Source organism: Niastella soli (assembly GCF_017742245.1).
GTDB classification, from domain to species: Bacteria; Bacteroidota; Bacteroidia; order Chitinophagales; family Chitinophagaceae; genus Niastella; species Niastella soli.
Map to the genome: position 1 here is coordinate 603372 of NZ_JAGHKO010000011.1, position 14952 is coordinate 618323.

Here is a 14952-nt window from a genome sequence, read left to right on the forward strand (position 1 = left end):
CGGCACATGAAGTGTTGTCGACCGTTTTCATGTACTGCAATTGGCTATAGAAGCGGTCCGGGAAATACGTAAAAACATATCCTGAACAAACAAAGCTGCCCATATGAGCAGCTTTGTTTCATTCATGGCACCGGAGAAGATTTTGTCACTGATAAAGTCGTCCTGGGTACCGCAGCCCCGGCTTTTCCCGGTTACATACACATTGTCTTTATTATCAAGCGCTATAGCACTGGCCTGATCGGCGTTGGTAGCAGGGCCGTTGTATGTTTTTTCCCATACTTTGCTTCCATTGCAGTCGTATTTTATGGTAGTATAATCCAAACCGGTATTATTCCTGGTAACTCCGCCTGTTACATATACACTGCCATGCTTGTCCACAGCCAGCGCCATTGCCACATCATTGCCTCCCTTTACCAGGTCGCCCGGCCCATTTCATAAGGAGACTTTACAAGTACTATTGGCATGTGCGGGAAACAACAGCATTGTTCCCGGCGGAAACCTAAGATGTTGGATTCGTGAAAAATGACATCACGTTTAAGTGAACACGAAATAGCAAGTCAACAGTTGGTGGAGGCTTGCAAAGTAAGCGTATTTGCAGAAGCTGTCCAATGAGCGCGATCAGCATTTACCGGTCCAGCATAGAAGCTGTTCATGTTAGTCGGGCTTTTTAATGATCTGTATCAGATTCCTTGTAGAATGTGCGAAATTGAAGTAGCTTTCAAGGTATTGAGGGGGCTTTGGCATAATACAAAATATTACCTTTAGAGAATGATATATGAAACTGTTAGAGAATAAAGTAGCTATTATTACAGGCGCGGGATCTGGTATTGGTAAAGCGGCTGCGAAACTGTTTGTTGCCGAAGGTGCCAACGTAATAATTTCAGACGTTAATGAAGATAATGGTAGAAAAACAGCAGAAGAACTAACAAAAGATGGTGGCGTAACTCACTTCATAAAAGCAGATTCATCAAAGCCGGAAGATAACGAATCACTTGTAGCTCAAACACTACAGAAATTCGGTTCCTTAGATATTGCAGTGAATAATGCCGGTATAGGTGGACCGTTACATGCTACCGGCGAATATCCCATTGATGGCTGGAAAAAAGTTATTGATATAAACCTTTCGGGGGTGTTTTATGGTCTTCGTTATCAAATTCCTGCCATGCTTACAAAAGGAGGAAGTATAATTAATGTTTCTTCAATTTTAGGCCAGGCCGGGACTAAATTTTCTCCTGCGTATGTTGCCGCTAAGCATGGTGTAGTAGGTTTGACAAAAGCTGCTGCACTTGAATATGCGGATAAAAATATCCGCATTAATGCAATAGGGCCAGGATATATTAAAACGCCGTTGGTCATGAATTCGCTAAGTAGGGAGGCGTTAGATGCATTAGTTGCTTTGCATCCAATTGGACGACTGGGTGAGTCTGAGGAAGTAGCGGAGCTTTTGCTTTGGCTGGCCTCCTCTAAATCTTCTTTTGCAACGGGTGCGTATTATCCAATAGACGGTGGATATTTGGCGCAATAGAGCTGGCCAGATAATCACCTGAAATTCCTGCCCTTTGGGAACATACTTAACTGCTGACCGGCTTCTTCATTTGGTGCAGGGATGATCTTATTGTTTGGGGCTCTCTTTTTATCATTTTCTTCATTTGCTTCATGGTGCTTTCTTGCATCCGCCAACAGCTTTGAATAATTAAAGCAGCGTTCAGCAATTACATGAATAACCTCTCCTTCTTTTTGCAGTTTGCCTGCTATCATTATTAATTTCGACAGCGTGATCTCTTTCCGGAATTCCTTAAATAGATTTTCAAAAAATACAACATTCACGGTGCCGGTTTCATCTTCGATGGTCATAAAACAAACGCCTTTTGCCGTTCCTGGCCGCTGCCTCACTAATACTAAGCCTGCCACGCTAACCAGATCGCCATCCTTCATTGTTACCAGATCGGATGCAGATACGATGTGAAGCTGTCTCAATTTCTCGCGTACAAAATGCACCGGGTGTTGCTTTATGGAAAGGGAAGTGGTATGATAATCCTGGAGCACATGCTCAAATGGTGACATTTCTGGTAATGTCACCGGTTCCTGCTCCTCGTTCAATTGATCCGAAAAAATGCCGGTAGGGGTATCTTTTGTTGAAACTTCCCACAGCGCCCGCCTTCTATCCAGACCAATAGACCTGAATGCATCCGCATCAGCCAGTTTTTCCAGTGTTGAATCTGAAAGGCCGAGATTCCGCAGCTCATTTATAGTCGAATAATAGGTTGTTCTACCGGTTAACAGCATTTTTATATCCTTTTCGCGCAACCCTCTAATGTGTCTGAAGCCAAGTCTTAAAGCATAATATTGCCCCGATCTTTCTTCCAGAGTATTATCCCAGTCGGAATAATTGATATCAACTGGCCTTGCCACAACACCATGTTTTTGCGCATCACTCACCAATTGGGAAGGTTGATAAAAGCCCATTGGCATGCTATTTAAAATGGCGCAGCTAAATACGTCGGGGTAAAAGCATTTGATCCAGGACGAGATATAAACCAGGTGCGCAAAGCTGGCTGCATGGCTTTCCGGAAACCCGTAACTGCCAAATCCCTCCAACTGTCGAAAAACACGCTCAGCATACGCTGCAGTATAGCCGTTATTCACCATGCCTTTTATGAGTTTCTCCTTAAAGTGAGATACCATGCCTGGTGATTTAAAAGTGGCCATGCTCTTTCTCAGCTTATCAGCTTCGGTAGGGGTAAAACCTGCCGCTACAATGGCAATTTTCATGGCCTGCTCCTGGAAGAGCGGAACGCCTAAAGTTCTTTTCAGAATATCTTCTAACTCCTTTGAAGGGTATTCTACCGGTTCTTCTCCATTTCGGCGCCGTAAATAGGGATGCACCATATCGCCCTGTATCGGTCCGGGTCTTACAATGGCAACCTCAATCACCAGATCATAAAAACAGCGGGGTTTTAATCGGGGAAGCATGCTTTGCTGTGCCCGGGATTCAATTTGAAAAACCCCAATCGTGTCAGCCTTACTGATCATTTCATAAACGGCCGGATCATCGGGAGGGATATTGGCAAGCGTTAGATTAAGACCGTATTTTTTCTTAGCCAGATCAAAAGCTTTTCTAATGCAGGTAAGCATGCCAAGTGCCAGCACATCAACTTTAAGCCAGCCCAATACATCAATATCATCTTTGTTCCATTCTATACAGGTCCTGTTCTCCATGCGTGCGTTTAAGATGGGCACCAGGTCAGATAATTTTCCTCTGGTCATAACAAACCCACCGGTATGTTGCCCCAGCTGCCGGGGAAATCCCACATACTGTCTTGTAAGCGCTAACACCTTTTGCAAATGTTTATCCCGTACATCAAATCCTTCTTCTGTGATGCGGGTGGTATCTATCGGTTGTTCAGGATATTCACCAAGAGAGCCAACGGAACCTGCAAGGCGGTTGATCATGTCTGTGGATAGTCCCATTGCTTTTGCAACATCCCTGATCGCCCCTTTTGAATGCTGTTGCGTAACGGTTGCGACGATCGCTGCCCGGTCGCGGCCATACTTATTGTAGATATATTGAATGACTTCTTCCCGGCGTTCATGTTCAAAATCCACATCAATGTCCGGCGGTTCATTACGTGCAGCAGAGATGAACCGTTCAAATAGCAGGTCGAATTTTGTCGGGTCTACAGCCGTAATATTCAGGCAAAAACAAATGGTGGAATTAGCAGCAGATCCTCTTCCCTGACAAAGAATACCTTGTTTACGGGCAAATCGTACAATATCATATACCGTAAGGAAATAAGAAGCATAGTTCATTTCCTCAATAAAGTGAAGTTCATGATTGATATTGTCAATGATCTTTTGCGGGATCTCGTTACCATAATGTTCTTTGGCGCCTTCCCAGGCTAAAAAAGTCAACGCTGAGAGGGGGCTGCGACCTTCAGTAATGATCTCTTCCGGATATTCATACTTTAATTCATCAAGAGAAAAGGTACAGGCTTCTGTTATTTCCCTCGTGTATTTGATAGCGTCTGGGTACTGTCTGAACAGCCGTTTCATTTCATTAGCAGGCTTTAAAAATCTTTCTGCATTGGCGTGCAGGCGAAACCCCGCGTTATAAATGGTACATTTTTCTCTTACGCAGGTTATAATGTCCTGTAATTGTCGTCTTGAAGGGATGTGGTAATGCACATCATTGGTTGCCACCATTGGAAGATCAAAGCGACCAGCCAGTTCGGAGATGCGAAAAAGCTGCTTTTGATCGTCGCCCCGATACGTTTTTGAAGCGCCAATATAAAGATCACGTCCAAAGGCTTCCCGATATTCTGCTAATATGTTTATGTAGGAACTGTCAAAAACAAATGCTGAATTCAATGTATCTGGCGGGATAGAAATAAATTTGATCCCTTTTGAATGTTTATATACCTCTGATTTATTTAAAAAGCAGTCGCCTTTTTCTGCGCGGGTATTGCCAAAGGTAAGTAAGTTAGTCAGCAGGGAATAGGCTTCTTTATTGGTTGGATATGCCAGCAGACTGGGACCATCCAGCAGATCAAGTCGGCAACCGGTAATAATTCTCAGCCCGTGTTCCCTGGCTGCGCTGTGCGCCCTAACCACACCAGCCAGAGTATTTCGATCAGTGATGGCAATTTCTTTATAGCCAAGTGATGCCGCCTGCTCCACTAATTCGTGTGGGTGTGATGCCCCGCGCAAAAATGAAAAATTGCTGGTAACCTGTAGTTCAGTGTACTCCATAAAATAAACCTTCAGGCAAAAAAGCCATGTATGAACCAATAGGGTTTCTTTTCTTCATCATAATGACCTGCACGAAACAGCCAGTAACGGCAACCCTGTTCATCTTCAACGGTATAATAATCCCGGTGTTCTCCTTCTTCGATCCACCATTCCTGTTCAATTCTTTCGGGGCCATCTGCTTTCACTACTTTGTGGAATTGTCCCTTGTATCTGAAATTCATTGGCGGGTAGTCGGGGATGGGGGCAGTTACGGTTATCTTTTCGGGTTTTTCCAATAGTAGTATTGGCCGGGGTTTGTTTGTTTGCCACTGTGTAGTTGATTGTTCAGTAAGTGACCCTGCTTTTTTAAAAGCTCGTTCTGGTAAATGATGTTCGGCTGGTAAATACCGTTGAATGGCATCCGGATTGATCCTTCCAGATAAACGGTCAATCAATTCAGCTATATGCTGATCATTTAATGCCGGGCTTTCTTTCCAGAATTCTTCCTGAGCAGGCGTATAATCTTCCACATTTGTGGCTTCCAGCAGAAAGAGCTCAATGCCCAGGTCGGGTTCTAATGCAGACAGTTTCATTTCAAAAAGATGAAACAAATGTTTGACGTTACACGAGGCCTTGCTGGTGCTGATCTGTATGCCTACGGTCTTGCTATCAACGCGATAACCTTTAAAATTAGCGGTGCGTACTCCTTTCCCTTCTTTTTGCATGCGCTCGCAGAGTTGTTGCAGCAGCGTATGTAAGGCTATTTCAATTCCTTCTATCCGGGCAATAGGTTCTATACAAGGGAGTCGTACCTGATAAGGTTCCGGGGGGATGATGGGTTCAATAAATTCGGGTTCTTTACCCATCATTTGGTTGATGCGTTGGAGAATAAGCGGGCCAAACCGGCGTCTCAAGGAAGCGGACGGAATGGTAACTAAACTTTTGATCTGGCTTAATCCCAGTTTATGTAAACGAGCTATTGTATTTTCATCCAGTCGCAAGGCTTCGGGCGGTAAAGAAATGAGTGATCCCAATTGTTTGTTCTTTTCGACAATCATCTCATTTCCAAACCGGGTGATAGCCCAGGCTGCGCCAATCGTATCAGCCATTGCCGCCTTTGCCTGGTAACCTCTGGCTTTTAATCGGTTTATTATATCCAATACGTATGCTTCCTCACTGCCCCATAAATGGGAACAACCTGTTGCATCCAGTAGTATGCCACCCAATGGGTCCAGGGCTACAGTTGGCGTAAAACGGATACACCATGCTGCTATTCGTTGCCAAAGCTGACTGGCAAGTCCTGGCTTATCATCAAAATATTGCAATGAGGGGCAGATGGCCCTTGCATCGGCCAATGCCATTCCTTCGCGGATCAGTAATTGCTGTGCAAGGGGATTTGCTGCAGTGATCACCATTCTACCATGTGTAGCCGCCGATAGAACAAACGCATTATTTTTAAGGTCGGGCCTTTGCTGCTCAAACCAATCCGTCGCCAAATGCGGAAACCATATTGCCACATATCTTTTCTCCATCTCATACTATTTTCCGGACCAGTTCTCTTTCGAAATTGTATTTCGGGGTCACTACAAATTTTCCCGATTGCCATTGGATTTCCCAACGGCCCTGTTTGCCGTTTCTCACTTTTAATAATTGTACGTCCCATTTGGGAAAGCCAAGGCCAGGCAAGCCATCATTCCCTTCACCTGGCATTGGTGTTATCTGCCAGCGGGTAACACAGGATGTCATTTGATTTCTTGGATTTTGACGAAGAAGAAATCCCGTTACTTTGCTATGTTCTACCGCCAGTTGAAATCTTCTGCTTTCAATAAGACTGATCTCATTAAGTTGACCTACTACGGCCGTAACTGCATCGCATTTAAGCGCTTCCTCCATCGCAAACAACTTTTCTTTTTCATTTTTAAGGTGAATAAAAATGACTTTTTCTGGGTTCACCCCAAAAGCTTTTAAGGAGGGCGGATAGATCATTTTGCCGGTGCTGATCCATATGATAGCGCCCTGTTGTGTAAGCAGAGAAGATAATATGCCGCTGATAAATCCTGCAGATGCAGAAACCGTTTCCTGGCCGGTACAAAAGAATTCATGAATGGCTCCTGTTGGAAAGATATTATTGGGAAAGGCCGTTTTAATCTGTTCCAGGCCATGCCAATTGGTAACATTGTTGGAGGCAGGTTTGAAACCTTGAAGCAAGAGAATATCCTGCTGCAATCGCGCAAAAGTATCTTGATTGGCAGCCATGACTATTGGTTGTAGTGTTGCTAATGATTCTGGCTGCAAAATACTAAATATATTAGTATTTGCCGTGTTCTTTTATACATATCTTTAAAAATTATTGACAGATCGAATCGAGAATAGAAATGGTCAGTGAAAATCGGGTATTTAAAAGAAGCTCCGGAATATACAATGCCGTTCATCGATAAAAATAATAATAAAGGAGGCCATTTTCTGGCCTCCTTTATTTTTTTCCCAAACCGGCTATAATTGTCAGTAGGGCGGTTTATTCAGGTGATCTGATTGAAAGGTGTTAAAGTAATCCACAGGCCAATAAAATACCAAGATCAATAAGGATACTGGAAAACAAAAAGGGGATGGTTATTTTAGTTGGTAACGCGGCCAAATTGGTGATAAGTACCATGGCCATCGCTAATATCGCTATCATAAATAAGATCAGGTTATTACCCGAATTTACAACGGCCATAACGGTTAATGGGGTCAGCACGCAGCCGTGGCCTGCGATGGCAATGGCTAACCATGAGAAACGATTTTCCTGCTGATTACTGCACCATTTGATAAAATTGGAAAAAGTTAAAGTATTTGATCTTCTTTCGGTATGAGTTGCTGCTATTGGGTGTTTGAATGCTATGTTTGACATTTGTTATTTGATTTTGTTACCCAAAGGTCACTCTGGATAAGCGGGCATTCAATGAGCCATGTGAGCTTGCAACATGATTTTTGTCAGTCCGGAATGATCAGGCTTTTACGCCGTTGAAAAAAGTATCAGCTATAAAGGTTAGCTGGGTGGGGGACAATTGGAAATTTTCTTCCAGAAAGATCTTACTGGCCGTAGCCTTCAACGTTACATTGATCATGGTAGCCCACAAACTCATTTCTGCAGTGCTCATTACCTTAACTTCATGTTGGCTGATCCCGAGTATGAGGATATCTTTTAAGAGGTCTTCAATAAAAGAGTCCCGCTTTTTAATAATACTGTCAAACAGAAAATGATTTTCATACAGGTCTGCTTTAAAGATCCCAAACTTGTTGGCCTTTTGTTTTACGTCCTCAAGCAGGGTGGTAACCAGGATACGGAACCTGCTGGTGGCGGACCCCTCTTTTTTTACGGCCTCGGCAACCGTCGTCTGCGAGGCTACTATATCATTTAAAACAACCGCCTCAAAGATCTCCTCCTTCGTTTTATAATAATAATACAAGGCACTTTTCGACTTGCCTACCTGACGGGCAATGTCCTCCATGGTGGTCTTTTTAAACCCAAACCGTTGAAACAGATCGCGGGCGCCGTTCAGTATTTCTTCTCGAAATGGATCTTTCAAATCTTGACTATTCGACATTTTTGGTCGATTTATAGGTGTTCTTACAAATATACAGAATCCTCTCTTATCACCTGTTCCGCGCAAACAGAAACGATCGAAAAACCAGGCGTTTTGTGTGTGTATTTATAAAATAGATTGCATTTCAAGTAATTATATCAAATCGTCAATGCTGTTGCTGCTAAATCCTACCAGACCCTTTTGCTGGTTTCACATATTCTTAACAATTTAATTCGACTATTTGTACTTTTTGGTCGAAAAGTCATCATACATTTGACCAACAAACCAAATTGGTCGAATATTTAATGAATGAATTAGTCATCTTAGAAACAGCCTATCGTCTCTTCACCATACAGGGCATACAGCTCTTTACAATGGATGAAATAGCCTCGCGGCTGGCGATCTCTAAAAAGACCCTTTACCGGTTTTTCACTTCCCGCCAGCATCTGGTGCAGCAGGTTTGCCAACTGGTGGCAGACGATTACAGCCAGGCCATGGAAACGGCTGAAAATGGAAAAGCAGACAACCTGCAAAGGGTACTTGGGTTTATGGCAGCCAACGTGGCTTTCTGTAAGAAGATCAGCTTCACCTTTTTTGCCGATCTGCAAAAGCATTATCCGGCTGAGTACCTGAACCTAACCACCACGCTCAATGCGATTACGGAGCAACGGTTACTGGGTGTACTGGAACAGGGTATTGTGGAAGGGGTGTTCCGGGGAAGCCTGCATCCGAAACTGGTAGTTACCATCTTACTACAACATATAAAAAGGGATTTTGAGTTCGCGGCAGAGCTGGTCAACGATTATTCAAAAGATGAAGTGTTCAGACAGGCCATGTACTTGTTCCTGTATGGCATTATTGCGCCCAATGCGCTTCCGCAATTGGAAAATGAATTGAAACAGTACAGTTTATCCAACAGAGCGGCACACACGGAAGAACGAAATAATATAACCCAACAGTTCAATTAAATATATAAAATGAAACACAATCAATCGCTTCGAACCCTTGTTCAACGTTTGGTATTGCTTGTGGCCGGAGTAAGCGTCCTATCGCTGGCAAATGCCCAGACAGCACCGCTCTCCCTGAAAGAAGCATTACAACAGGCATTGAAAAACAAATCGGAAGCAATTAAGGCCAAACTGGATGAAGAGAACAGCCAGAACAAAATTGAGGAGGCCAGGTCAAGAGCGTTGCCGCAAATAAACGGAACAGCGGGACTTACCTATAATCCTATCCTGCAGTTAAGCGCCATTTCTGGTGATCTGGCCGGACAGCCTGGTAAAACGTTACTAATTCCGTTCGGACAAAAATGGAATGGTTCCGCATCCGTTAACGTATCGCAAACCCTTTTCGATAAATCGGTCTTTACTGCACTGAAAGCATCAAAAACAACTCAACAATATTATCAACTGGTAAGTGGATTGACCGACGAACAGATAATTGAAAAAGTGGCCACTCAATATTATCAGGTACTGGTACAACGCCAGCAGTTAGTGGTTATCGACAGTAATATCGCCACCACCACGCGTGTCATGAATGTAATTGAAGGTCAGTTTAAAAACGGATTGGCTAAAAAGATTGACCTCGACAGAAGTAAAGTGAACCTGTCGAACCTGCAGGCTCAACGCCAGCAATTAAACAATGCGGTCCAGCTACAGGAGAACACCCTGAAGTTTTATATGGGTATTCCTATTGAAACAGCTATCTCCGTTCCTGCCTCGGCACTTGACAGTATTGAACCAAAGCTGGCTATAATGGACAATGCGCCTGATGTAAAAAAAATGTCGGATTACCAGGTGTTGAAGAAACAGGAAGAATTACTGGTGTTACAAAAAGAAGCTACTACCGCAGGCTTCTATCCATCCCTGTCCTTATCGGGTAGTTACGGGTATTCAGGATTAAGCAAGAGTTTTCCGGTAGGAAGCGGCTCTAACTGGTTCGATTATGCTTCGGTAGGCGTGAACCTTAAGGTGCCGATCTTCAATGGGTTTTCAACCCGGTCAAAAGTGCGGCAGGCCGATGTAGAGATCAGAAAATTACAGGCAGATATCAAAAACACTGAACTGGGGCTGAATCTCGCTCATCAAAATGCAAAGACGCAACTCGGCAACAGCATTATCACTTTGAATAATCAAAAGACAAACGTTGCGCTGGCCGAAGAGGTATATACCAATTCACAAAACAACTATGCACAGGGATTAGCGCCGCTGACAGACCTGCTTGATGCGGAAAACTCGCTGACCACAGCACAAAATAATTATACCAATGCTTTGCTCGATTACCGGATCGCAGAGATCCAATTGATAAAAGCACAGGGGAACTTAAAATCACTCTTAAACTAACATACAATGAAAAAGATCGGTAAGATCATTGTAACGCTCGTAGTAATAGTAGTCTCTTTAGGAGCTATAGCCAAAGTACTTTCAAACAATAAAAAGAAATCGGAAGAAAAGACACAGATAGTAGCCCAAACAAATGCTACCGTTTCTGTACGGATAGATACGGTGTCGCGTGAAGTTCCCAATTTGGATGTAATTGCAAATGGCAATTTTGCGCCCGCACAGGAATTAAAACTGGCTTCAGAAAAATCGGGCCGGGTTGTAAATGTGCTGGTAGATGAAGGCAGTTTTGTACAAAATGGGCAAACCGTAGCTACTATTCGTGTTGACCAATTGTCAGTTGACCTGCATAATTCAGAAGCAAATTATCAAACCGCCCGTACCGACCTGGAAAGATATGAGAACGCCTTTAAAACCGGTGGTGTTACTCAGCAACAACTCGATCAGGCGCGTTTACAAGTAGAGAACGCAAAAGCAAAACTGGAACAATCAAAGATCAACCTTGGTGATGCCAGCATTCGCGCGAGCATCAGCGGGATCATAAACAAACGGCACATTGAACCAGGTAGCGTGGTTTCACCTGGCTCCGCCTTATTTGATATCGTGAATGTTTCTACCCTTAAACTGAACGTTACTGTAAACGAGGCGCAGATCCCTTATCTCAGTGTTGGTAAACAGGTTCAAGTGAAGGTAAGCGTTTTCCCCGAAAAGACTTTCTCAGGTAAGATCAACTTCATTTCTCCCAAAGCCGATGAATCGCTGAACTTCCCCGTAGAAATAACCATCACCAATAACGCTGCCTCCCAACTGAGAGCCGGCATGTATGGAACTGCTGTTTTCGATTTCCCTAATCAGTTGCCGGTTATTATGATACCACGAACTGCTTTTGTGGGTAGTGTAAACAGCAAACAGGTATTTGTAGCAGACAACGGAGTTGCCCGGCTGAAATCAGTGACACCTGGACGGGTAATTGGTGAAAAAGTTGAAGTATTGAACGGCTTAACAGAAGGGTCATTGGTTATCACCAGTGGTCAGATCAATCTTGTTGACGGTAGCCAGGTGAGTGTTATTCAATAAGTGCCGGAACGACCATCATTGTTAAATTATTAAAGATGAAATTAGCTGAATTATCTATAAAACGGCCTTCCCTGGTGATCGTACTGTTTACGATACTCACATTGGGTGGATTGTTTAGTTACAAAATGCTTGGGTACGAGCTGATACCCAAATTCGATAGTAATGCGGTGACCATTACAACGATCTATCCCGGTGCGTCACCGGCGGAAGTAGAAAATACCGTTACCAAGAAAATTGAAGATGCCGTTGCTTCTCTCGAAAATATCAAGAAGCTGGAATCAAAATCATATGAAAGCATTTCCCTGGTAACCATTCAATTGAACAGTGGTGCCGATGCCGATTATGCATTGAACGATGCCCAACGTAAGATCAATGCAATTCTGAAAGATCTGCCTGATGATGTGGACCCGCCTTCTTTGAATAAATTCTCATTGAGCGATCTTCCTATTCTTACCTTTTCGGCTTCAGCCAAAATGGATGAGACTCAATTTTATGACCTGATCGACAAACGCATCAGTCCGGCCCTTTCCCGGGTAAACGGGGTGGCGCAGATAACCCTGGTAGGTGGTCAGGAAAGAGAGGTGCAGGTAAGCCTCGATGCAGAGAAATTAAAAGGTTATGGCTTGTCAGTTCCCCAGGTGCAACAGATCATCCTTAGCTCAAACCTCGATTTTCCTACCGGTAATGTGCAAACCCGTGAGCAAAGTATTCTGGTACGTTTATCGGGTAAATACAAGAACGTAGAAGAGATGCGCAACCTGGTACTCTCCTCAAAGAATGGTATTGCCGTTCGGCTTGGTGATGTAGCTGATGTACAGGATTCTCAAAAAGAAGTAGAGAAGATCTCAAGGGTTAACCAGAAGAACGCGATCGCTGTTCAGGTTGTAAAGCAAAGTGATGCCAACGCGGTAGCGGTAGCAGATGAGATCAAAAAAAGGGTTACAGCGCTGGAGCAGCAATATGCAGCCAATGGCTTAAAACTTGAAATTGCCAACGACAGTACCGTGTTTACCCTGGAAGCTGCTGATTCTGTAGTGCATGACCTGTTGCTGGCCGTAGTACTGGTGGCATTTGTGATGCTGTTCTTCCTGCACAGTATTCGTAACTCGCTTATTGTAATGGTTTCTATTCCGGCCTCCCTGATCGCAACCTTTATTGGAATGGCGTTGTTGGGTTATACCCTTAACCTGATGAGCTTACTGGGTCTGTCGCTGGTGGTTGGTATCCTGGTGGATGACGCCATTGTGGTGTTGGAGAATATTTACCGCCACATGGAAATGGGTAAGAACCGGGTGCGGGCAGCCTACGAAGCCACCAAAGAGATCGGGTTTACCGTAACCGCCATTACCATGGTAATTGTGGTGGTATTCTTACCAATCGCTTTAAGTACCGGTCTGGTGTCGAATATCATTAAACAGTTCTGTGTAACTGTAATTATTGCCACGCTGTTATCCTTGTTGTCATCATTTACCATTGTGCCCTGGTTGTCATCGCGCTTTGGTAAACTGGAACATCTTTCCAATAAATCTATTTTTGGCCGCATCATCCTTGGTTTTGAAAAAGGGCTCACGGCTTTCACCCATTGGATCACCAATATTTTAAAATGGTCGCTGAAACATAAACGCATTACGCTGGCCATCGTAGTGGTAATGTTTGTAGGTTCTTTGTATATGCTTGGTGGTGGTTATATTGGTGGGGAGTTCTTTGCAAAGAGTGATCGTGGTGAGTTCCTGGTACAAATGGAATTGCCCAAAGATGCTTCTATTGAACAAACCAACCAGGTAACGCAAAAGGCGGAAGCTTTTTTAAGCAAAAAGCCAGAGATCGTGAGCCAGGTTACGGCTGTTGGTCAAACCAGCGAGGGCTTTGCCGGTAGTCAGTCAACCGCTTATAAATCCGAGATAAGGGTAAGGCTGGTTGATCAAAAAAAGCGTACCGATGATTCTTACGTGTACGCGGCTAAAATAAAAAGAGAATTACAGAATGTACTGGTAGGCGTTAAAGTAAAAACAACCCCGGTAGGTATGTTGGGTACGGCAGACCAGGCTCCATTGGCGCTGGTAGTAATGGCGCCCGATCTTGACAGCGCCATGGTATTTGCCAATGCAGCACACGAGGAGCTGAAGAAAATAAAAGGTGCTACTGAAACAAAACTCACCGTTGAAGCGGGTAATCCCGAGATCAACGTACAGGTTGATCGCGATAAAATGGCCAGTTTGGGTCTTAGTCTGCAAACAGTGGGTCTGACCATGCAAACGGCCTTTAATGGTAATACCGATGGTAAGTTCAGAGCAGGTGAATATGAATACGACATCAATATCCGGTATAACAGTTTCAACAGGTCGAATATTGAAGATGTAAGAAATCTTGAATTTACCAATGATCAGGGACAGCGCATTAAATTATCACAGTTCGCTAATATCATTGAATCATCTGGTCCCAGTTTGCTGGAAAGAAGAGATAAAAGCCCCTCTGTAACTGTTCAGGGACAAACAGTAGGTCGCCCGTCGGGTACTGTTGCCGGCGAATGGCAGAAAGCTTTTGAAAAATTAAGAAAACCTGCTGGTGTAAGTTATGTATGGGGTGGCGATATGGAAAACCAATCGGAAGGTTTTGGTACGCTTGGCGTAGCACTGCTGGCTGCTATCTTACTGGTTTATCTGGTAATGGTGTTGTTGTACGACAGCTTTGTATATCCGCTGGTAGTATTGTTCTCTGTGCCGTTGTCGTTCATTGGTGCGTTGCTCGCATTGGGATTGACCAATAACTCATTGAACATCTTTACTATCCTTGGTATCATCATGTTGATTGGTCTGGTTTGTAAAAACGCCATTATGATCGTTGACTTTACCAATCACCGGAAAGCTGCTGGTGAATCAACTTTCACCGCATTGATACAGGCTAACCATGCAAGGCTGCGCCCCATCTTAATGACAACCATCGCCATGGTGTTCGGTATGCTGCCGATCGCTATTGCCTCAGGCCCCGGTGCTGAATGGAAAAACGGTCTGGCCTGGGTGATCATCGGTGGTTTGATCAGTTCACTGTTCCTTACCCTGATCATTGTACCTGTGATCTACGCGATATTCGATCATTGGATCACCCGTAGAAAAAACAAAAAGCAACAAAAGACGATAGAAGAACTAATGGTTGAAGAATATGTGCCCGCTGAAACTGAAGATGGATTTACTTCTGTACACGCGGTGTAAGTGTAAGGCAGGATTTAGTAGATAGGTTGGCGT

11 protein-coding genes are annotated in these 14952 nt (G+C 43.9%); 5 read left to right on the forward strand and 6 right to left on the reverse strand.

Features of this window, described 5'->3' with window-relative positions:
• Positions 1-27 precede the first annotated feature (27 nt).
• The gene (locus tag J7I42_RS35230) at positions 28-390 is read right to left on the reverse strand and encodes an SBBP repeat-containing protein (protein WP_236065598.1); all 363 of its coding nucleotides are present in this window, start codon (positions 388-390) and stop codon (positions 28-30) included.
• A 385-nt stretch (positions 391-775) separates the two neighbouring features.
• On the opposite strand from J7I42_RS35230, the gene J7I42_RS28320 reads away from it, so the two are divergent.
• On the forward strand, positions 776-1525 hold the full coding sequence (locus tag J7I42_RS28320; RefSeq protein WP_209142576.1) for an SDR family NAD(P)-dependent oxidoreductase: 750 nt from the start codon (positions 776-778) through the stop codon (positions 1523-1525).
• 14 nt (positions 1526-1539) lie between these two features.
• Here the strand turns inward: J7I42_RS28320 and J7I42_RS28325 are convergent, their stop codons facing one another.
• The 5 genes from J7I42_RS28325 to J7I42_RS28345 form a co-directional block, all read right to left on the reverse strand.
• A complete protein-coding gene (locus tag J7I42_RS28325; RefSeq protein WP_209142578.1) occupies positions 1540-4749 on the reverse strand; it encodes an error-prone DNA polymerase in 3210 nt (1069 codons plus the stop codon).
• An 11-nt stretch (positions 4750-4760) separates the two neighbouring features.
• Complete coding sequence (locus J7I42_RS28330) at positions 4761-6260, reverse strand: Y-family DNA polymerase (protein ID WP_209142580.1); 1500 nt, start codon at positions 6258-6260, stop codon at positions 4761-4763.
• A 1-nt stretch (position 6261) separates the two neighbouring features.
• Positions 6262-6984 (reverse strand): ImuA family protein, encoded by a 723-nt coding sequence (locus tag J7I42_RS28335; protein ID WP_209142582.1) that lies wholly within the window; start codon positions 6982-6984, stop codon positions 6262-6264.
• Between the two features lie 286 nt (positions 6985-7270).
• Positions 7271-7618: a hypothetical protein gene (locus tag J7I42_RS28340; protein ID WP_209142584.1), complete on the reverse strand. Its 348-nt coding sequence runs from the start codon at positions 7616-7618 to the stop codon at positions 7271-7273.
• 97 nt (positions 7619-7715) lie between these two features.
• Positions 7716-8315: a TetR/AcrR family transcriptional regulator gene (locus tag J7I42_RS28345; RefSeq protein ID WP_209142586.1), complete on the reverse strand. Its 600-nt coding sequence runs from the start codon at positions 8313-8315 to the stop codon at positions 7716-7718.
• Positions 8316-8599: 284 nt separating this feature from the next.
• Here J7I42_RS28345 and J7I42_RS28350 point away from each other — a divergent pair, with 284 nt between their 5' ends.
• Genes J7I42_RS28350 through J7I42_RS28365 form a run of 4 tightly spaced genes read left to right on the forward strand, consistent with a single transcriptional unit; the run spans position 8600 to position 14919 of the window.
• Positions 8600-9262: a TetR/AcrR family transcriptional regulator gene (locus J7I42_RS28350; RefSeq protein ID WP_209142588.1), complete on the forward strand. Its 663-nt coding sequence runs from the start codon at positions 8600-8602 to the stop codon at positions 9260-9262.
• Between the two features lie 9 nt (positions 9263-9271).
• Positions 9272-10636 (forward strand): TolC family protein, encoded by a 1365-nt coding sequence (locus J7I42_RS28355; RefSeq protein ID WP_209142590.1) that lies wholly within the window; start codon positions 9272-9274, stop codon positions 10634-10636.
• A 6-nt stretch (positions 10637-10642) separates the two neighbouring features.
• Positions 10643-11710 carry an efflux RND transporter periplasmic adaptor subunit gene (locus tag J7I42_RS28360; protein ID WP_209142592.1) on the forward strand — a complete coding sequence of 356 codons (1068 nt, stop codon included), beginning with the start codon at positions 10643-10645 and terminating at the stop codon, positions 11708-11710.
• A 35-nt stretch (positions 11711-11745) separates the two neighbouring features.
• On the forward strand, positions 11746-14919 hold the full coding sequence (locus tag J7I42_RS28365) for an efflux RND transporter permease subunit (protein WP_209142594.1): 3174 nt from the start codon (positions 11746-11748) through the stop codon (positions 14917-14919).
• Positions 14920-14952 lie beyond the last annotated feature (33 nt).